Below are 20,096 nucleotides of genomic sequence, written 5' to 3'. Positions count from 1 at the left end.
CTTAAAATAGAAATTGATTATATATTTATAACCTATAGATATTTACGATAAGAGCCCCTATGCACATTACGTTACGTCAACTGGAAGTGTTTACCGAAGTCCTGAAAAGCGGTTCAACCACACAGGCATCGGTGGTGTTGTCGCTGTCACAGTCCGCCGTCAGCGCGGCGTTGGCTGACCTCGAAAGCCAACTGGGGGTACAGCTGTTTGATCGTGTGGGTAAACGGCTGGTGGTCAATGAACACGGTCGCCTTTTATACCCTAAAGCGTTGGCTTTGCTGGAACAGTCAGCGGAAATTGAACAGCTTTTCCGGCGTGATAACGGCGCGCTGCGCATTTATGCCAGCAGTACCATCGGTAATTATTTGATGCCGGCGATGATTGCCCGCTATCGTCAGGATTTCCCAGCCATTCCGCTGGAGCTGTATGTGGGTAATACCCAGGATGTGGTCAATGCGGTGTCTGAGTTTCGGGTTGATTTGGGCCTGATAGAAGGGCCGTGTCATCACCCGGACTTGGTCACCCAACCCTGGCGGGAAGATGAACTGGTGGTGTTTTGCGCCCCCGGCAATCCGCTGATTGACCATGATTTTTCGTTACAGACGCTGGCGGATGCGCCGTGGATCCTGCGTGAGCACGGCTCAGGTACGCGTGAAGTGCTGGATCATTTGCTGCTGGCTCGTCTGCCGCATTTCCGGCTGGTGATGGAGCTTGGCAACTCAGAGGCCATCAAGCACGCGGTACGACATGGCATTGGGATCAGCTGCCTGTCGCGTCATGTGATAGCCGAGCAGCTCGCTACCGGGGTGTTGGTGGAGTTACCGGTGCCCTTACCGAGACTGAGCCGCACGTTATACCTGGTACACCATCGCCAAAAGCACTTATCGGGCGTGCTGCAATGTTTTCTGGAGTATTGTCGGGGAGAGGAACGTCCTTAACAGCCCGGCAACATCAATGTTGCAAACCTGGCGTGTGTTCCAGAGGGATTACTTATGATTCCGGGCGAGTTATGAAGGTCTCTTATAATCCGCGCTATGCGCTATTCAGCAGGTAGCAGATTGCCTACAATCCGCCCTCAAATTTTCAAGGGCATGGATTGTAATGGCTCAACATGATACTGACCTCGCGCAATCGCGGGGAACCACGCTACGCCGTGAGCTGAAAGCGCGGCATTTGACGATGATCGCCATCGGCGGTTCTATCGGTACCGGGTTATTTGTCGCTTCTGGTGCGACGGTATCGCAAGCCGGGCCGGGCGGGGCGCTGTTGTCGTATGCGCTGATCGGCCTGATGGTCTATTTCCTGATGACCAGTCTTGGCGAGCTGGCGGCATTTATGCCGGTGTCTGGTTCGTTCTCCACCTATGGCGCACGTTACGTGGAAGAGGGATTCGGTTTCGCGCTGGGGTGGAACTATTGGTACAACTGGGCGGTTACCATCGCCGTTGACCTGGTGGCGGCACAACTGGTCATGGGATACTGGTTCCCATCGGTGCCCGGTTGGGTCTGGAGTGCGTTGTTCCTGTCGCTGATGTTTTTGCTGAATTACATTTCGGTGAAAGGCTTTGGTGAAGCAGAATACTGGTTCTCGCTAATTAAGGTGACCACCGTGATTCTGTTTATTGCCGTTGGGGTGCTGATGATTATCGGTATTCTGCGCGGTGGTGAACATGCAGGCTGGCATAACTGGCAGATTGGCGATGCGCCGTTTGCTGGCGGATTCTCCGCGATGATCGGTGTCGCCATGATCGTCGGCTTCTCGTTTCAGGGCACCGAATTGATTGGTGTGGCGGCGGGGGAATCGAAAGATCCGCAGACTAACATTCCGCGTGCTATTCGTCAGGTATTCTGGCGTATCCTGCTGTTTTATATCTTCGCGATTCTGATAATCAGCCTGCTGGTGCCTTATACCGACCCTAATCTGCTGCGTAACGATGTGAAAGATATCAGCGTTAGCCCGTTCACGCTGGTGTTTGAGAATGCAGGCTTGCTGTCGGCTGCTGCCGTCATGAATGCGGTTATCCTGACGGCGGTGTTGTCGGCAGGTAACTCCGGTATGTATGCCTCTACCCGCATGTTGTTCACGTTGGCGCAGGAAGGGAAGGCACCGGCGTGCTTTGGCAAACTCTCACAAGGCGGGGTACCACGTAATGCGTTGTACGCAACGACGGTGGTCGCAGGGTTGTGTTTCCTGTCGTCGATGTTCGGCAATCAGACGGTGTACCTGTGGTTGCTGAATACCTCCGGTATGACCGGGTTTATCGCCTGGCTGGGCATTGCCATCAGCCACTACCGTTTCCGCCGCGGTTATGTCGCACAAGGGCATGACTTGAAGGCACTGCCGTACCGCTCTGGCTTTTTCCCATTAGGGCCTATCTTTGCTTTCATACTCTGCCTGGTGATTACGTTGGGGCAGAATTATCAGGCGTTTCTGGCTGATAAGATTGACTGGTATGCCGTGACGGCGACGTACATCGGTATTCCACTGTTTCTGGCTATCTGGCTGGGCTATCGTCTGGTGAAAAAATCACGGGTAGTGAAATACAGTGAGATGACCTTCCCGGAATACAAGTAACGGTTTTATAGACAAAAAAGCCAGTCGGTAACCCGACTGGCTTTTTTTTACGCCTAAAAGAAGTCGTATTTAAATGCGGGAATGCACCAGTCTCACATTGCGATAAACCGTGAGCAGCAGCGCGACCAGTGCGAACAGCACCAGCGGTGCGCCGACATAACCGATTTTATCCATGCCCAGATGCAGACTCACCTGGCTCCCCAACAGTGCGCCCCCGCCGATACCGAGGTTGAACAAGCCGGAGAAAATCGACATGGCGACATCGCTGGCATCCGGCGCCAGTGACAATACTTTGGCTTGCATCGCCAGACCAATCGCCATCATCGCCAGTCCCCAGACCAGACACAGCAGCGTCAGGCTGAAGGGGTGAGCAGACAGCGGCATCAGCAGTGTCAGACAGCCTAGCAACAACAACATGGCCGTCACCAGAAACGCCAGCGGGAAACGCTCGCTGTAGCGGCTGTAGAGCATACTGCCCACAATGCCGGCACACCCGAATAGCAACAGAATCAGGGTAGTGAAGTTTTCCGGCAGACCGGCCACGGTCTGGATAAAGGGTTCAATATAGCTGTAAGCCGTGAAGTGTGCCGTCACGACCACCACCGTTAGCAGGTAGATACCGACCAACGCCGGGCGGCGGAACAGTTTCGGCACACTGGACAACGAACCGGAATGCTCGCTCGGCAGTAATGGCAGCAAACGCGCCAGCAGGATCATGGCAACGGTCGCGCCTGCGGCGATGGTCAGGAAGGTGATTCGCCAGCCGAGGTATTGACCGATAACCCGTCCCAGCGGCAGCCCCAGAACCATCGCCAGTGACGAGCCGGTGGCGATGAGCCCCAATGCCTGCGCCCGCTTGCCGTGGGGGGCCATTCGAATCGCCAGGGAGGCGGTAATAGACCAGAATACCGAGTGCGCCAGCGCGACACCGGCTCGGGAAAGGACCAGCACGGTAAAGTTCCAGGCAACGGCAGACAGCAAATGGCTGAGAATAAACAGACTGAACAGCCCGATCAGTAACTTGCGGCGCTCAATGCCGCTGGTCAGCAACATGCAGATCAGCGAGGCGAGCGCCACTATCCAGGCATAAATGGTGATCATCAGCCCAACATCTTCGGTTTTCATGGCAAAGGTATTGGCGATGTCACTCAGCAGCCCCACCGGAATAAACTCCGTGGTGTTAAAAATAAACGCGGCCACGGCCAGCGTCACCACGCGTAACCAGGCGGTGGCGCGTGAAGGGGAAGCGGATGTCATAGCAGGATCCTGAACGGGGGTGACGAGCATGCTATTGTAGTGAAGTGTGGGTAAAAATGCGATTACGATCACATTTCAGTCAGAAGACAGCATCGTGCAGCGCAGGCGCGCCTCGTGATAACGCACTGGCCGCACATCATGCAGACACTGTGGTAAAAGCACCCGGGTCACGCTGGAAAAGACGTTGAACGGCGTATCCGGGGTCTATTCCCGGGTCATCAAGCATACCGAAAAGCTGTCTGTTGCCGATATCGGGCGGACGCTGCAACAGTTCAAGCAAGAGGACGCGGCGACCAGCGAGCATTACAAAAAAATTCGTTTTATTCAGCGTTTGCCGACGTGGCTCGCCGGTTTGCTGCTGCGTTTGGCCATGTTGTCGCCAAAACTGCAGGCGGAGACCTGGGGGAGCTTTACCGTGACATCGCTGGGGAAAAACGGCCCTGATGCCTGTATCCCGATTTCCGGTTCCACGTTCACATTCACGGTGGGAGTGATCAACGAAAGGGTGTCGCGGCCTTCACATGACATGGCGGTGTCACAGGTGGTGAACCTGACCATGGTTTTCGACCACCGGGTACTGGACGGCAGACTGGCATCGGAATTTCTGACACGGATAAAAAGCAACATGGAAGGTTTTGCACTGGAGTCATCATCATGATGCTTGATGAACTCAAAAATTTTGTACTGCTACACAGCTATGTGTTGAACGTCGGTGCGGAAACTCGCGCCATTCTGCCAGATATTCATCATCTGGGTGATGATGCGCCGCATAGCTGGAGCCAGATGTTTTACCATCAGGCGCAACAGCATGAAAAGCAAGGCGAGTGGCTCAAGGCCTGTTCGCTTTACAATCTGGCGCGTTTTCCCTATCCAGAAACACCACTTCAGCATGAATGCAACCAGCATTGCCAGCGGTTGTTTCATCAGCAGTATATCGAGAGTGGTGTGGTAACGCGGGTCAGCCTGTCGCAGGGACGGCAGGTGTGCTACGTCAGGAAAAAGAACACCAATAACGTCATCATTATCAATGGGGGCATCATCTCGCTAAAAGAGCAGTGGGTGAATCTGGTGGGGCTGTTCGAGCGTTTCGACGTGACCGTGGTGCTGACAGAAATGCCGGGGGTGGGAGAAAACCAACTGCCGTATAACGAACAGTCTTTTCGCATGTACAGCGATGTGCTGGATTATCTCGCACAGGATCGCGCGGACATACGCTGCCATATTTTCGGCCTGAGCTTCAGTGGGTTTATCGCCTACAAAAACAGCCTGACCGACAATCGTATCGTGGGCATCACCATGGCTGGCACACCGCTGGATTCGTTGTACCACGACAGGGAGGTCTATCGGCGGTTGCCTTACGTGACACGGTTGGTCATCGGGCACAACGTGGGGAAAACACACCCGGAACTCGATGATGACGACAAGATATTTCAGTATCTCGATAGCACCTTCGTGATGCATCCGGGGGATATTAATCACGGAGTCAGGCTGTATTACGTTCAGAGTCTGCGTGATGAGGTGATCCCAAATATGGAAGCAGACACTATCCGCCGCTTATCCAACAGGACTCATATTTTGTCGCTGGATGATGTCCATGGTTCACCCAGTTACGGCAAAACCGTGCGGGTGTATCTACTGTGGTCACTGCTGAATTCACTGAATCTGTCCCAACTGCTGTCCGGCGTCGCCAGGCTGGGGGTCAGTGTTCTGCGGCGTTTGAAGCGTTAGACGATGTCTGGCTACACAGTGCGTTAGCGTGTAAGCGGTTTAGCCCTTTGCCTTTTTGGGGCGGTGATCCCAGCCCCATTTTTTTTTATATGCAGCGCTGTGGTGTCGAACAGCGTGAAGGAAGAACGTGACCGATACAAACAAACGTCAGCGTCTATGAGGTACAAGCGTTAGCGTTTATGAAAATAAGTCATCGCCAGCGCCAGTGCCAGTACTGAGCCTTTGATGATGTCCATCGCGTAGTAGGGCACGGACAGCATGACCAGCCCGTTTTGCAATACACCGAGGATCACGGCACCCACCAGCGTACCTAATGCATTCGGTTTACCGGAGCCCGCCAGCGAAAAGCCAATATAAGCCGCCGCGACGGCGTCCATCAGATAACCGCCCCCCGCGTTGACCTGCGATGAACCGATACGGGATGCCAGCAAAATACCGCCCAGTGCCGCTAACAGCGATGAAAGCAGATAGGCCAGCACCCGATAACGCGCGGTGCGGATCCCAGCCAGACGTGCCGCCTCCGGGTTGCCACCAATGGCATACATACGTCGGCCGTGTTTGGTGAGCGACATATATAACTGCACCAGAATGGTTACAGCTAGCATGATCACCACAATCACCGGTACATGGCCAAGGGTGGAGAATACCTCGGGGATCACGCCGTCTGCTATCTCACCGCTCGGCAACAGCATATTCTGGGTGATGGAGCCGCCGTAACTGTAGGTCATGGCGACTCCCTGAATCACAAAGAGGCTCGCCAGTGTTGCCAGCATGTCCGGAATACGCAGAATCACGATTAAAAAGGCATTAAACAGCCCGACTAACAAACACAAGGCCAGCGTCAGAACGATAGCGCCGGTGGTGCTAAAGCCGTGCCAGACGAACAGCGATATCACCAGCGCATTCGCCAGCGAGGCGGTCGACCCGACCGACAGATCAAATCCACCCACTGACAGCGAAATGGACACCGCTATCGCTATCACCGTGACGATGGCGATAGAGCGCAGGATGTTGATGATGTTGTTCGGATCCAGAAAGTTGTCCGATGCCAGCCCAAACAGGGCAATCAACAAGACGACGGTAATCAGCATTCCCCATTTATAAAACAGGTCGAACAGACGATGGTGAAAGGGGATCGCGTCCTTAGGGGCGCTGTTGGATACGATTGGCTGACTCACGCGGGAGTTCCTCCGGTTGAATAAAGTAACAACGTTTCTTCGTCGGCATCGGCACCGTCGAGTTCAGCGACGATGCGTCCATCCCACAGTACACAAATGCGATCGCACAGCCCGACCAGTTCGGAGAACTCGCCGGAAGCATAAATCACGCCTTTGCCCTGTCGGGCCAGGGAGTCGATCAGGGTGAACAAGTCCTGCTTGGCTTTGATATCCACGCCTTTAGTGGGCTCATCCAAAATCAACACTTGCATGTCGCTGCGTAACCATTTGCCGATAGCGACCTTTTGCTGGTTGCCGCCGGACAGGCGTCGCAAGCGCTGTTGTGGCCCGCTGGTACGGATGGTCAACCGCTGGATCAGGGAGCGGGCCCAGGCCAGCGCCTGACCGTGTCCGAATAGCCCGTAGCGGGAAAAACTGTCGCAGTCGCTGATGCTGAGATTCATGGTGACGGAATCGTCAATAAAAATACCTTCTTTGCGCCGTTCTTCTGGTACCAGCGCAATCCCCTGCTGCACCGCGTCAGCCGGTGAGGTGGGGCGCCAGGGCTGGCCCAGATAGTACCCGGCGTCAACCCGACTACGGGTTGCACCGAATAGCGCTTTGCACAATTCCGTCTTGCCGGCACCGGCGAGACCGGCGATGCCAAGGATTTCCCCCTTGCGCAGCCGCAGCGAAATGTTGTGCAACAAAGTGTCATCGTGTAGGCCGTCTACCTGCAACAACACACTGCCGTCATGCTGCTGGCGACGTGGTGGGAAAATATCATCCAACTGATGGCCCAGCATGCGCTCAACAATTTCTTCACCGCTGAGTCCTTGCATCGGACTGCAACTGACGAACTGCCCGTCACGCAGCACCGTCAATGTGTCGCAGATAGCGCTCAGCTCATGAATGCGATGTGAAATGAAGACGATGCCGATACCGTCTTGTTGCAGGCGACGAACCACCGCAAACAAACGCGCGCTTTCTTCCTGATCAAGCGGTGCGGTGGGTTCATCAAGAATTAAAAAGCGGCAACGATGAGAGAGGGCACGCGCCAGCAGGATTTGCTGCTTTTCCGCCAGCGTGCAGCGTTCCAGCCGCTGGCGAACGTTGATACTGACCCCTAACTGTGTCAGCAGCGCCTGTGCCTGTTGATAGAGCGCAGGCCAGTTGAGTACATGGCCGCTTTGCGCCAACCGGTCCAGCATAATGTTCTCCGCGACCGACAACGTCGGCACCAGTGCGGCGTCCACTTCTTGCTGTACCAGATGAATGCCGTAGCGTTTGGCATCTCGTGGAGAATGAATTGCGACTTTTTCGCCATCCAGCAGAATATCTCCACTGTAATGGTCATAAGCACCAGAAAGAATCGCCATCAGTGTGGATTTTCCCGCGCCATTAGCGCCAGTCAACGCATGGATAGAACCGCCTTCCAGCGTGAAATTCACCTGTCTGAGGGCCGGGAATCCGGCAAAAGAGATGGAAATGTAGCGCATTTCCAGACGCGAACGCGGGTTTATGGACATAATTGACAACAACGTGTTCTTAATAGCGATAATGACGAGATGTCGACGTTGAAAAATATCACATTAACCGCAGAATGGAATGCCTGAATGGCGCTCCAGACGTCTTAAGACAGAAATGAAAAAGCATAACTTAAGCAAAAACGTTATTAACACGGTGATCCGTTATCCCTAAATATGGTTTTCAATGTGTTATCTCCGAACAGGGTTTCCGGGTAAACCGGGCGTTTATCCCTCACTAGTCGAACAGGAACGTATCCGTAATGAGTACAACTGATATCCGCGTCCAGGTAGGGCCGGCCAACTATTTTTCTTTTCCAGGGGCGATTGACCAACTCAGCGAATTTTATCCACACGAGAGACTGTCGCGTGCATTTTGGATTCACGGTGAGCGTGCACTGGCGGCAGCCCGGCCTTATTTGCCAGCAGCGTTTTCTGCGCCGACGTCTCGCACGGCCTGCTTTTCCGCGCATTGCAGCGAAAATGAAGTTGCGCGATTAACTGCGGCGGCGGGCGATGATCGCACGGTGGTGATTGGTGTGGGGGGCGGAGCGGTATTGGATACCGCCAAGGTGGTGGCGCGTCGTCTGGGCTTGCCGCTGGTGGCGATACCGACTATCGCAGCGACCTGTGCCGCCTGGACGCCGCTGTCTGTCTGGTATAACGAAGCCGGGCAGGCGCTGCGGTTTGAGATTTTTACTGATGCCAATCATCTGGTACTGGTGGAGCCGCGCATTCTGCTGGCGGCACCGGCGGCGTATCTGTTGGCGGGCATTGGTGACACGCTGGCCAAGTGGTATGAGGCGGTGGTGCTCAGCCCCGAGCCACAGACGTTATCGCTGACTGTGCGGCTCGGGTTGCAAACCGCACAGGACATCCGTGATGTGCTGCTGCGCCAGAGTGAATCGGCGCTGAAGGCGGTGAATGCGGCCACGCTGAATCAGGATTTTCTGGATGTTGTCGACGCGATTATTGCCGGGGGCGGAATGGTCGGGGGGCTGGGCGAGCGTTATACCCGGGTGGCGGCGGCGCATGCGGTGCACAATGGGCTGACAGTGTTGCCGCAAACAGAGCCATTTCTGCATGGGACCAAGGTGGCATACGGTATTCTGGTGCAATGCGCGTTGCTGGAGCAGTTTGATACGCTGCGCCAGTTGAAAACGGCGTTCCGGGTGTTCGGGTTGCCGGTGTCGCTGGCGGAGTTGGGCGTGGATATTGAAGATAACGCGTCAATCCAGGCGGCTATCACGCGAACATTGCAGGCAGGCGAATCCATTCATTATTTACCCGGTGTGCTAGATGCCGGTACGCTGCTGGCGGCGTTTCACGCGGTAGAACAGACAGACGCGTGACGTGATAAAACAACGGGGCGGTTTACTCCCTCGCCCCGTTGGTGTGGTGTCTGGCAGGGTTACTGCAACTTGTCATACGGAAAGGAGTTCCTGATGTAACGTGCGTAGTACCGTGCTTTGGCGTTAGATGCCATCAGCTCTTCATAAATCATCCGTGCCACGTTTTTGTACTGATACAGACTACCGTTCAGTAATTCTACTTCTAATATGCGGTTTTCCGAATCGTACCCCACGGCAAACAGCTCGGTGGAAGATACTCGTTTGCGTTCCAAAACAAATTACTCCCTGTTAGTGGTTGCAATATAACGTTAAATACAACAGTGATGTTACACGCTGTGGTGTTTTGATCAGTTCCGGCCTCCAAAGGGCCGGTATGCACCATAAAAACAGACAAAAAATGAGAAAAATATCTCCTTGTTTTTTTAATCTGTACTCCGACACTGCACGCTAGCAGAGGATGCCACAGCGACAGGCATCTATACCGACGTCAATGATGACCTTCAGAGTAGATTCCCATCAATCAGTGGCGATCACACTGATTAAATACTACATCTTAATACTACATCACCACAGATCGCGATAGCCCACGATAAACCGTCCCGTGCTGTGGTGGTGTTATTAAACAACTCCGTTTAGTTTTCATGCAAGTGTTTTGCATGAAAACGCAGATGATCTTCAATAAAACTCGCGATGAAATAATAACTATGGTCGTAATCTGGCTGTATACGCAGCGTCAACGGCCACTGACGGGCATGGGCGATGGTCTCTAGCTGCTCGGGCTGAAGTTGCACAGGCAAGAAACTGTCACCATCGCCTTGATCGATAAGCGTGGGTAGTGGCGAGTCGCTGTGGGCGAGCAAGTGACAACTGTCATAGTCCAACCAATGCTGCGGGTCATCCCCCAGATAAGCGCTGAAGGCTTTTTGACCCCATGGCACCTGCGTTGGGTTGACGATAGGGGCAAAAGCCGATACGGAACGAAACCGGCCGGGATGGCGCAGTGCCATCATCAGTGCACCGTGCCCACCCATCGAATGACCGCTGATGGAAAGCCTGCCGCTGGCGCTGATGTGTTGACGTACCAGAGCAGGTAATTCATCGCTGATATAGTCGAACATACGGAAGTGTCGATCCCAGGGCGCCTGGGTAGCATTGACGTAAAAGCCTGCGCCTTTACCCAGGTCATACTGCGCATCGTCCGGTACGTTGTCGCCGCGGGGGCTGGTGTCCGGCATAATCAGCACCAGCCCCAGCTCGGCTGCGAAGCGCTGAGCACCGGACTTGGTGGTAAAGTTCTCGTCGTTGCAGGTAAGCCCCGACAGCCAGTACAACACGGGCGGCGGGGTATCTCCGGCCAGAGGCGGATAAAACACGCCGAAGGTCATGTCACAATTCAGCGTGGTGGAAGCATGGCGATAGCGCCGTTGCCAGCCGCCGAATAACCGGTGTTCTTCCAACAATTCCAGTGATGTTGTCATGGCGAGTGAGTTCTCCGTCGTCAGTTGAAATGCACCACAGAACGGATGGATTTGCCTTCGTGCATCAGATCAAATGCCTCATTGATTTGCTCAAGTGGCATGGTGTGAGTAATAAAGTCGTTGAGCTGGAACTCGCCATCCAGATAGCGTTGGACAATCCCCGGTAGTTGGCTGCGACCTTTGACGCCGCCAAACGCAGAGCCGCGCCATACACGCCCGGTCACCAGTTGGAATGGTCGGGTTGCGATCTCTTCGCCTGCGCCTGCCACACCGATAATCACCGATTCCCCCCAGCCTTTGTGACAACACTCCAGCGCGGAGCGCATCACGTTGACATTGCCGATACACTCGAAAGAGAAATCCACGCCGCCGTCGGTCATCTCGACAATCACTTCCTGAATCGGCTTGTCGTAGTCATTCGGGTTGATGAGATCGGTCGCGCCCAGTTTGCGTGCCAGATCAAATTTGCTGGTGTTGATATCGATACCGATAATACGCCCGGCTCCGGCCATTTTAGCGCCAATAATGGCAGACAGCCCGATCCCCCCGAGACCAAATACCGCTACCGTATCACCGGCTTTCACTTTAGCGGTATTGGTCACCGCGCCCATCCCGGTCGTGACGCCGCAACCTAACAGACAGACTTCTTCCAGCGGAGCGTCTTTGCTGATTTTTGCCACCGAGATTTCCGCCACGACGGTACGTTCTGCAAACGTTGATGTCCCCATGTAGTGGAAAATCGGTTTGCCGTCTTTAAAGAAACGGTGGGTGCCGTCAGGCATCAGGCCTTTACCCTGTGTGGCGCGAATAGCCTGACACAGGTTGGTTTTACCTGAGCGGCAGAATTTGCATTCCCCACATTCAGGGGTATAGAGCGGGATAACGTGATCACCGACAGCGACACTGGTGACGCCTTCTCCTACTGCTTCGACGATGCCAGCACCCTCATGACCGAGGATCACCGGGAACACGCCTTCCGGGTCTTTGCCGGATAACGTGTAGGCATCGGTATGACAGACACCGCTGGCGAGGATGCGCACCAGGACTTCACCTTTTTGTGGCGGCATCAGGTCCACTTCTTCGATTGACAACGGTTGGTTGGGGCCCCAGGCGACAGCGGCACGGGTTTTGATCATTTGCATGGTGAAGCTCCTTGTTCAGGTATAGTGAGGTATATAAACAGTATTCAATATAGAGATATCGCTCAGAGAGATATCACGTCGTGTCTGCCATCACTCAGCTCTCAGGTGCCGAGTTCAATCATCAGTTTTTTCAGTGCCTCGACGTTGGGGCCAAACGCGTCCCGTCGCCAAATAAGCCAGGTAGTGACCGACGCAACGTCTCCCGGTAATTGGTGGGGCTGAACCTGCTGTCCGGCAGGCAGTGCGTCCAGAACGTCGATCGGTACCATCGCCACGCCACTTCCTACTGCTACGCTTGCCAACAGCGCGCTATACGATGGCATTTCCACGATAGCGACCGGGGTGATGCCTTGCCCACGAAACCAGCCTTCCAGTCGCTGTCGGTAGCCGCACCCGGCGGAGAATGTCAGCAAAGGCAGGTGTTTGACCTGTGAGGCCTGGGACACGGGAGGAATGCCTGCCGCGGTAATCAGCACTAACTGCTGTGAAAAGATGCGGCAACTGTTGATGGCATCATGGGTGACCGGGCCGGTGATCAGCGCGGTTGCCAGATCGCCCGCATTCACGGCTTCCAGCAATGCACTACAGGTATCGCTACGCAGTGCTACCTGAACCTGGGGGTAACGGCGATGGTATAGCGCCAGTAGTCCAGGTAGCGCTGTGATAAGCAGGCTTTCTACCACCCCCAACGCAAACAGACCGGCAGGTTCACTGGTGTGCGCCATGGCTAACGCTTCATCACTGAGTGACAGTATACGTTGGGCATAACACAGAAAATTATGGCCTGCCGGTGAAAGACGGACACGTTGGCGTTCACGAATAAACAGATCGGTCCCCAGTTCTTGTTCCAACTGGCGCAGTCGGGTGGTGAGGTTAGACGGCACGCGTCCAAGCTGGGCGGCAGCACGCACCAGAGAACCGGTTTCCGCCACCAGACAGAACATACGCAGTTGAGTCAGGTCCATGTATTCTCTTTTCGTGAACAAGTTGTATTAAGTTGTTTATTTCTATTGAGTGTAGCGGTTGTGACGGCGGCTGACAACCCGGGTATGTGCTAGCCTGCTGATATACACACCCAGGCGTTTTATTGGAATCGATTCTGTGAGCACGGCATATTTTTAATAACGTAAGTGATTACCCGATTAATGCCCCTGACATGTAGAGGGTAAATAACCGATGTGAGCCGCTCATATTTATTTTTTGTGACATTTAAATTCGCCACAAGGTAACAGGACGGCTTTTTTTTTATCACAAAGTGAGGATAAGATGAGATCCGGGTTTTGGCATGGAGCCTGGTTACCGCTCTTTATTTCTTATGACATCCTATGGACGGCTTGGCAGTTAGTATTGACTGCTTTCCTACCCGTTATACCCCCCTATTTCAGGTCGCAGATGCATGATGCAGTCTTGGCTGCTTACCCATGTAAGTGACTGGAAAATCATGCAATCGCTTGCTTGATGCGACCCGGATTATTCAAGGGAAATACCTTATCCATATTCGCGCCATCGCGTTTTCCTGCGTTGTGGATAGGTCATTATTCAAACTACACATAATTATCTGGATATCATGATGAGCATTTTAAAAAATATCACTATCAGGGCTATGTTATTAATCATACTCACCGGATTTACTTTAATCTGGGGAGGTAGTGCGATTACGACGATCATGTCGCTCAATAAAGTCGAATCATTATTGGATACGAATCAGACTGAGAAAAAAAACTACACTATTCTGGCTAATGGTCGGGAGGCTTTTACCCAGTCAATCGCGTTACTTAATCGCAGTACATTATTCCAGCAACGAGGAGATACGGCGCAAGTTCAGGCTTTATTGCAAAAGGTGCAGAGTAACCTCGATACGACCCGCTCGCTGCTGAGTACTTTTCGTGCCGCCAGTCAGGACGGCATCAACCCTACACTGGCGGGGAAAATCAGCGATTCCTGGGAAAACGCGATTTCCCAGGCGCTGATTCCGATGCTCAATGCCAGTCGGGCAGGGCACTTTGACGAATACCAACATGACTATCTGGATGTTTATCCCGCGCTGGCGCTGGCATTTGGCAATAATGTGGCGCAGTACGGCGAAACGATACAGGTTGATAACTCATTAGAGAAAGCAAACCATCTGGCGGCTATCAGTCGAAATGTGCTAAGTACGGCACTGGTGCTGGGGATTCTGATGCTGCTGTTGTGCGATCGTTATTTGGTTAACTATCTGGTTAAACCGATAGGCGACATCAAACGTCATATGACCGCGTTGACGCAAGGGCGTCTTGGCGTTGAGTTGCAAGAGTTCGGCCGTAATTGTATCGGGCAATTGATCCCATACGTCCGTCATATGCAAAGCAATCTGCGCGACACGGTGAGCGTTATTCGTGATAACTCGGCGGCATTGTATGTTGGGGCAAGTGAAATCAAAAGCGGTAACGATGAACTCGCCAGCCGTACAGAGCAGCAGGCCGCTTCATTACAACAAACGGCGGCTAGCATGGAGCAATTGAGCGCTACCGTTATCCACAACGCAGATAATCTGAAACAAGCCAGCCAACTGGCACAGGATGCGACGAAACGGGCCGTTACCGGCGGTGAGGTTGGAAAAGCGCTGGAAGCGATGATGGCAGGGATATCCAGCAGTTCCCGTCAGATTAGCGACATTATTACCCTTATCAACGGTATCGCTTTTCAGACCAATATCCTGGCGCTGAATGCGGCGGTGGAGGCCGCTCGGGCTGGTGAGTCTGGCCGAGGGTTTGCCGTGGTGGCAGGTGAAGTGCGTAATTTGGCGCAACGTAGCGCTCAGGCCGCCAAAGATATCAGTGCGCTGATCAGCGATTCCGTTCAGCGTGTGGAGAAGGGTTCTGCGCAATTGGCGCAGGCGGGAGCGGCGATGGGAGATATCATCAGCGGCATTATGGGTGTGGATGCGTTGATCCGGGATATTGCGTCAGCATCAGAAGAGCAAAAGCGTGGCATCGTGCAGATCGGTCAGGCCGTGACGGAAATGGACAGTGTGACGCAGCAGAATGCCTCACTGGTGGAGGAAGCGGCATCGGCCGCCGCCTCGCTGGAGCAACAGGCAGGGCAACTGGCCGATGCCGTCGCTGTGTTCAGCTTGTCGGAAGAGGATGGTCACTCGTATTACGCGCCGTCATCACCTCTGGCATTGAAGGCGCTGTCATCCCGGTAAACTCGCAATACCAGCCATCACCGCGTTATGCGGTGATGGCTGGTCTATGGCATTGCATAGACACTCCGTCCGTTTCTCTTCTTCTTATTATTATGACGGCTGCGGTACCGCTTGCTCGATTTCCCCTCATTGCCACAGCACCACGAGCGATAATGTCCTTACGCATTTTAATTTAACGGGAATAGCGATTGCAGTAATCGGTATGACCGATGAAATTAAAAAATCAATGATATTAATGAGATAAAAATAAGACCGTTAGAGATCACCATTTTTATGTTGATAATTATTGATGTTAAGGCTCGCTTAATTTTCATTGTTTACTCTTTAAAGTGAAAATTGTCGAGATTCGAATTTTTTTTTCGAGTGACAAAATAGATAAGTCAGACTTTTTATTTGTCATTATTGGCAATGATTCATAAAAGAGCGGTAAGCGTTATGGCTGTAAAAAAGCCATTGTTGTCCACTCTACCAGGGATTTTCTTATCACTATGCGAGTGCAAGCAAGTAATGTGTGCTGAAGATTTTTTGCATGCATTCAGCATAGCTGGCGTGGGTGATGATGAAAATACGTGCTGAGCGTAAAAAATAATTCGGAGCCTGCCATGATGTTTTTGAAAAATATTACCGTCAGAAGAATGATGTTAATCATTCTTGCCTTATTCAGTATTGTGTGGGGAATTGCCTCTTCTTTTACATTATATTCGTTGGGTAATGTCAGCCGATTATTAAACGATAATCAGGATCAGAAAAGAAGTTATTCCATTCTGGTTAAAGGTAATGACCAATATTTTCGCGCGGTAACGCGTATGTCGCGTGTACCGGAGTTTATCCAGCAGGGTGAACTGGATAACGCACAAAAAACACTGGTGAGTGCGGCAGAGGCACTTAAAAATACCCAAGATGCGTTGGCGCAATTCAAAAATAGTCGGCAGATAGGCGTTGGCAATGAACAGGTTCAGAAATTAGTGACATCGTGGGAGCAGATTCTTGCTAATGCGGTAGAACCGATGATAGCAGCGTTGCAAGCGGGACGAACAGACGAATTTAAGCGAATCTATCTGAAGCAATATCCGCCAATGAGTGTGGAACTCAGCGAGTTGACTGAAAAATATGCTGCGGCCATTCAGGCTGATAATACCATTATCGATGTAGAGCATTATATTGCCATGAGCAAAAGTACGTTGCTGGTTGCGTTGATCATTGGCATTGCTGTGTTGTTCCTGAGCGACCGTTATCTGGTGAACTATCTGGTGAAACCGATTGGTCAGATCAAACGGCATCTGGAACTGCTGACCAGTGGCAAACTGGGTGTGGAACTGGAAGAGTTCGGCCGTAACTGCGCCGGTCAGTTGATCCCCTACATCCGGGCGATGCAGCACAGCCTGCGAGATACGGTGCAGACCATTCACGACAGCTCGGCGGTGATTTATACCGGTACCAGTGAAATCCGCCAGGGGAATGACGAACTGTCACGCCGTACCGACCAGCAGGCGGCTGCGCTGCAGGAAACCGCCGCCAGCATGGAAGAACTGACATCAACGGTAAGAAATAACGCCGATAACGTGCGTCAGGCGCGGCAGATTTCGGAAGAAGCACAGCAGATGGCACGCCAGGGCGGGAACATTACCGACAGCGTGGTCACCACCATGCAGGGCATTTCGGACAGTTCCCGCAAGATAGCCGATATCACCAGCGTCATTAACGGCATTGCCTTCCAGACCAACATTCTGGCGCTGAACGCGGCGGTGGAAGCGGCGCGGGCTGGCGAGCAGGGGCGTGGTTTCGCGGTGGTGGCGGGTGAAGTGAGAAATCTGGCGCAGCGCAGTGCGCAGGCGGCGAAAGAGATTGAAACGCTGATTGGCGAATCGGTCAGCCGGGTAGATACGGGTTCGACACTGGTACGCGAGGCGGGCAGCGCGATGGAGGGGATTATCTCCTCAGTCTCCCGGGTGCATGACCTGATGGGTGAGATTTCGGCGGCGTCAGACGAGCAGAGCCGGGGTATCGAGCAAATCGGTCAGGCAGTGACGGAAATGGACGGTGTGACGCAACAGAACGCGGCGTTGGTGCAGGAAGCCTCTGCGGCGGCGGCCTCGCTGGATGAGCAGGCGCAGAGTCTGGCGACAGCAGTGGCGTCGTTTGACCTGGGAGCCGCGTCGGCGGCGTTACACACGCCCCGCACTGTGACACCGGCACTGAAACGACCGGCTCCGAAAACGGCGGCGCTGCCAGCCCGGTCATCGCAAGGCGACTGGGAAACCTTCTGAGCCTGCACAGACCCTCCTGTTTGACACGAAAATGCACCGGCAAACCGGTGCATTTGGCTGTTTGTGGGGCAGGTGAGTCACACAGAAACATGTCTCAACCATTTAAGGTTCATTTAAGATTCACAAAAAAGTAACGTGGGAAATTAAAAATAAAATTGTTAAAAGTAAGATAACGTGATCATTGTCATTTTTATTTTATTTATTTAAGGCTCACTTAATTTTTGTCCTGTAACGTTAACCATGAAAACACAGTGAACGTGTTGGCAGACGTGGTAGAATGAAAGTGAATAGATAAAAAGGAAACACGGTTTTATTTAACCGCACTACATGCCGGAATTAAAAAAAGTATCATTCGGTTTTTAAGAAAATTTAGCTGGGGTTTTTCTTGTCACGATACGAGTCAGGTGAACAGCTTAAAAAGTTGCTCATTATTTAAACTGGGGAATAACCAAACACCGGTGGCCATGACTAAGCAAGCGCTAAAGGCGCGACTAATTATCCGGAGTCTATTATGAATATTTTAAGACACATCACTGTCAGAAGAATGTTGTTAATTATCCTGACGCTGTTTACTGTTATCTGGGGAATGGCATCTGTCTATACACTGAGTTCATTTGGCGACATGAATGATCTGCTGAATGACAACATGTCACAAAAAAGAAGTTACTCCATGCTGGTCAAAGGCAACGATCAGTATTTTCGCACCGTCACCCGGATGCTGCGCGCGGTGGACTATCTGCAGTTGGGTGATACGGAGAATGCTCAGAAAACATTGAGTGCCGCTGACACGGCCTTGAAAAATAGCCAAGAGGCGTTGGAGCAGTTTAAGCGCAGCGAGCACATCGGGGTCGACAAAGCGGTCGTACAGCAAATGAACGAGGTCTGGGGCCGGTTATTGCAAAGCGCGGTAGAACCGATGCTGACGGCGATTAAAGACGGTCGTATTGAGGAATTTCGCCAGATGTTCCGTAAACAGTATCCGCCATTGAGCGTGGAGTTTGGTGCCATCGCGGAGAAATATGCCACGGCTATTCAGTCTGACGATGTCATCATCCAGGTCTCAAACCATATCACCATTAACAAAAATCTGTTGCTGGCGGCACTGATTCTGGGGGTTATCGTGCTGTTCCTGAGCGACCGTTATCTGGTGAACTATCTGGTGAAACCGATTGGTCAGATCAAACGGCATCTGGAACTGCTGACCAGTGGCAAACTGGGTGTGGAACTGGAAGAGTTCGGCCGTAACTGCGCCGGTCAGTTGATCCCCTACATCCGGGCGATGCAGCACAGCCTGCGAGATACGGTGCAGACCATTCACGACAGCTCGGCGGTGATTTATACCGGTACCAGTGAAATCCGCCAGGGGAATGACGAACTGTCACGCCGTACCGACCAGCAGGCGGCTGCGCTGCAGGAAACCGCCGCCAGCATGGAAGAACTGACATCAACGGTAAGAAATAACGCCGATAACGTGCGTCAGGCGCGGCAGATTTCGGAAGAAGCACAGCAGATGGCACGCCAGGGCGGGAACATTACCGACAGCGTGGTCACCACCATGCAGGGCATTTCGGACAGTTCCCGCAAGATAGCCGATATCACCAGCGTCATTAACGGCATTGCCTTCCAGACCAACATTCTGGCGCTGAACGCGGCGGTGGAAGCGGCGCGGGCTGGCGAGCAGGGGCGTGGTTTCGCGGTGGTGGCGGGTGAAGTGAGAAATCTGGCGCAGCGCAGTGCGCAGGCGGCGAAAGAGATTGAAACGCTGATTGGCGAATCGGTCAGCCGGGTAGATACGGGTTCGACACTGGTACGCGAGGCGGGCAGCGCGATGGAGGGGATTATCTCCTCAGTCTCCCGGGTGCATGACCTGATGGGTGAGATTTCGGCGGCGTCAGACGAGCAGAGCCGGGGTATCGAGCAAATCGGTCAGGCGGTAACGGAAATGGACGGTGTGACGCAACAGAACGCGGCGTTGGTGCAGGAAGCCTCTGCGGCGGCGGCCTCGCTGGATGAGCAGGCGCAGAGTCTGGCGACAGCAGTGGCGTCGTTTGACCTGGGAGCCGCGTCGGCGGCGTTACACACGCCCCGCACTGTGACACCGGCACTGAAACGACCGGCTCCGAAAACGGCGGCGCTGCCAGCCCGGTCATCGCAGGGCGACTGGGAAACCTTCTGAGTCTGTACAGACCCTCCTGTTTGACACGAAAATGCACCGGACTACCGGTGCATTTTTTTATTGAAGATGAATACATGATAAATAAATAGCGAGAGTGTGACTGTCGCGTGATATTGCTGTTTTTCTGACGTGGTTTTTATACGAATAACCGGTTGCGCCATCTCATTTTTTCTATCCCTGCCTATACTTGCTGATAAATCAGAACGTGTGTGCACATAGTGCTCATCCTGCTTATAACTACCAACCGGTATC

Annotated in this window: 15 protein-coding genes; 8 read left to right on the top strand and 7 right to left on the bottom strand. The window is 53.1% G+C overall.

Annotated elements, in window-relative coordinates; all coding sequences use genetic code 11:
• Window positions 1-59: 59 nt before the first annotated feature.
• The gene (gene yieE, locus FGI04_RS09835; RefSeq protein ID WP_168365537.1) at window positions 60-938 is read left to right on the top strand and encodes a DNA-binding transcriptional regulator YeiE; all 879 of its coding nucleotides are present in this window, start codon (window positions 60-62) and stop codon (window positions 936-938) included.
• A gap of 163 nt (window positions 939-1,101) precedes the next feature.
• Window positions 1,102-2,574 (top strand): amino acid permease, encoded by a 1,473-nt coding sequence (locus FGI04_RS09830; RefSeq protein WP_342700599.1) that lies wholly within the window; start codon window positions 1,102-1,104, stop codon window positions 2,572-2,574.
• A gap of 69 nt (window positions 2,575-2,643) precedes the next feature.
• Here FGI04_RS09830 and FGI04_RS09825 read toward each other — a convergent pair whose 3' ends face one another.
• The gene (locus FGI04_RS09825; protein ID WP_342700600.1) at window positions 2,644-3,831 is read right to left on the bottom strand and encodes a sugar transporter; all 1,188 of its coding nucleotides are present in this window, start codon (window positions 3,829-3,831) and stop codon (window positions 2,644-2,646) included.
• A gap of 184 nt (window positions 3,832-4,015) precedes the next feature.
• Between FGI04_RS09825 and FGI04_RS09820 the strand changes: the two genes are divergently transcribed.
• Window positions 4,016-4,489 (top strand): 2-oxo acid dehydrogenase subunit E2, encoded by a 474-nt coding sequence (locus FGI04_RS09820; RefSeq protein WP_407273560.1) that lies wholly within the window; start codon window positions 4,016-4,018, stop codon window positions 4,487-4,489.
• On the top strand, window positions 4,486-5,559 hold the full coding sequence (locus tag FGI04_RS09815; RefSeq protein ID WP_407273559.1) for an alpha/beta hydrolase: 1,074 nt from the start codon (window positions 4,486-4,488) through the stop codon (window positions 5,557-5,559). The genes FGI04_RS09820 and FGI04_RS09815 overlap by 4 nt, the downstream gene beginning before the upstream one ends.
• Before the next feature lie 170 nt (window positions 5,560-5,729).
• On the opposite strand, the gene FGI04_RS09810 is transcribed toward FGI04_RS09815, so the two are convergent.
• Together FGI04_RS09810 and FGI04_RS09805 are read right to left on the bottom strand one after the other, a co-directional pair.
• Window positions 5,730-6,650: an ABC transporter permease gene (locus FGI04_RS09810; RefSeq protein WP_407274762.1), complete on the bottom strand. Its 921-nt coding sequence runs from the start codon at window positions 6,648-6,650 to the stop codon at window positions 5,730-5,732.
• An 83-nt stretch (window positions 6,651-6,733) separates the two neighbouring features.
• A complete protein-coding gene (locus tag FGI04_RS09805) occupies window positions 6,734-8,245 on the bottom strand; it encodes a sugar ABC transporter ATP-binding protein (protein ID WP_407273558.1) in 1,512 nt (503 codons plus the stop codon).
• A 260-nt stretch (window positions 8,246-8,505) separates the two neighbouring features.
• Between FGI04_RS09805 and FGI04_RS09800 the strand changes: the two genes are divergently transcribed.
• Window positions 8,506-9,594 carry an oxidoreductase gene (locus FGI04_RS09800; protein WP_407273557.1) on the top strand — a complete coding sequence of 363 codons (1,089 nt, stop codon included), beginning with the start codon at window positions 8,506-8,508 and terminating at the stop codon, window positions 9,592-9,594.
• A 59-nt stretch (window positions 9,595-9,653) separates the two neighbouring features.
• On the opposite strand, the gene FGI04_RS09795 is transcribed toward FGI04_RS09800, so the two are convergent.
• The 4 genes from FGI04_RS09795 to FGI04_RS09780 form a co-directional block, all read right to left on the bottom strand.
• Complete coding sequence (locus tag FGI04_RS09795) at window positions 9,654-9,866, bottom strand: KTSC domain-containing protein (RefSeq protein WP_342700607.1); 213 nt, start codon at window positions 9,864-9,866, stop codon at window positions 9,654-9,656.
• Window positions 9,867-10,226: 360 nt separating this feature from the next.
• Window positions 10,227-11,072 carry an S-formylglutathione hydrolase gene (gene fghA / locus FGI04_RS09790; protein ID WP_342700608.1) on the bottom strand — a complete coding sequence of 282 codons (846 nt, stop codon included), beginning with the start codon at window positions 11,070-11,072 and terminating at the stop codon, window positions 10,227-10,229.
• Between the two features lie 20 nt (window positions 11,073-11,092).
• Window positions 11,093-12,214, bottom strand: a complete 1,122-nt coding sequence (locus FGI04_RS09785; RefSeq protein ID WP_342700609.1) for an S-(hydroxymethyl)glutathione dehydrogenase/class III alcohol dehydrogenase — start codon at window positions 12,212-12,214, stop codon at window positions 11,093-11,095.
• A 101-nt stretch (window positions 12,215-12,315) separates the two neighbouring features.
• Window positions 12,316-13,179: a LysR family transcriptional regulator gene (locus tag FGI04_RS09780; RefSeq protein ID WP_342700610.1), complete on the bottom strand. Its 864-nt coding sequence runs from the start codon at window positions 13,177-13,179 to the stop codon at window positions 12,316-12,318.
• A 602-nt stretch (window positions 13,180-13,781) separates the two neighbouring features.
• Here FGI04_RS09780 and FGI04_RS09775 point away from each other — a divergent pair.
• From FGI04_RS09775 to FGI04_RS09765, 3 genes are all read left to right on the top strand, one after another.
• The gene (locus FGI04_RS09775; RefSeq protein WP_407336650.1) at window positions 13,782-15,401 is read left to right on the top strand and encodes a methyl-accepting chemotaxis protein; all 1,620 of its coding nucleotides are present in this window, start codon (window positions 13,782-13,784) and stop codon (window positions 15,399-15,401) included.
• 602 nt (window positions 15,402-16,003) lie between these two features.
• Window positions 16,004-17,668: a methyl-accepting chemotaxis protein gene (locus FGI04_RS09770; protein WP_407273555.1), complete on the top strand. Its 1,665-nt coding sequence runs from the start codon at window positions 16,004-16,006 to the stop codon at window positions 17,666-17,668.
• 511 nt (window positions 17,669-18,179) lie between these two features.
• Complete coding sequence (locus FGI04_RS09765) at window positions 18,180-19,844, top strand: methyl-accepting chemotaxis protein (RefSeq protein ID WP_407273554.1); 1,665 nt, start codon at window positions 18,180-18,182, stop codon at window positions 19,842-19,844.
• The last annotated feature ends 252 nt before the right edge of the window (window positions 19,845-20,096 follow it).

The organism is Dickeya ananatis (assembly GCF_019464615.1).
Taxonomy (GTDB): Bacteria; Pseudomonadota; Gammaproteobacteria; order Enterobacterales; family Enterobacteriaceae; genus Dickeya; species Dickeya oryzae.
The sequence above is the reverse complement of the archived record's forward strand: the minus strand, read 5'-3'. Positions and strand labels throughout refer to the sequence as shown.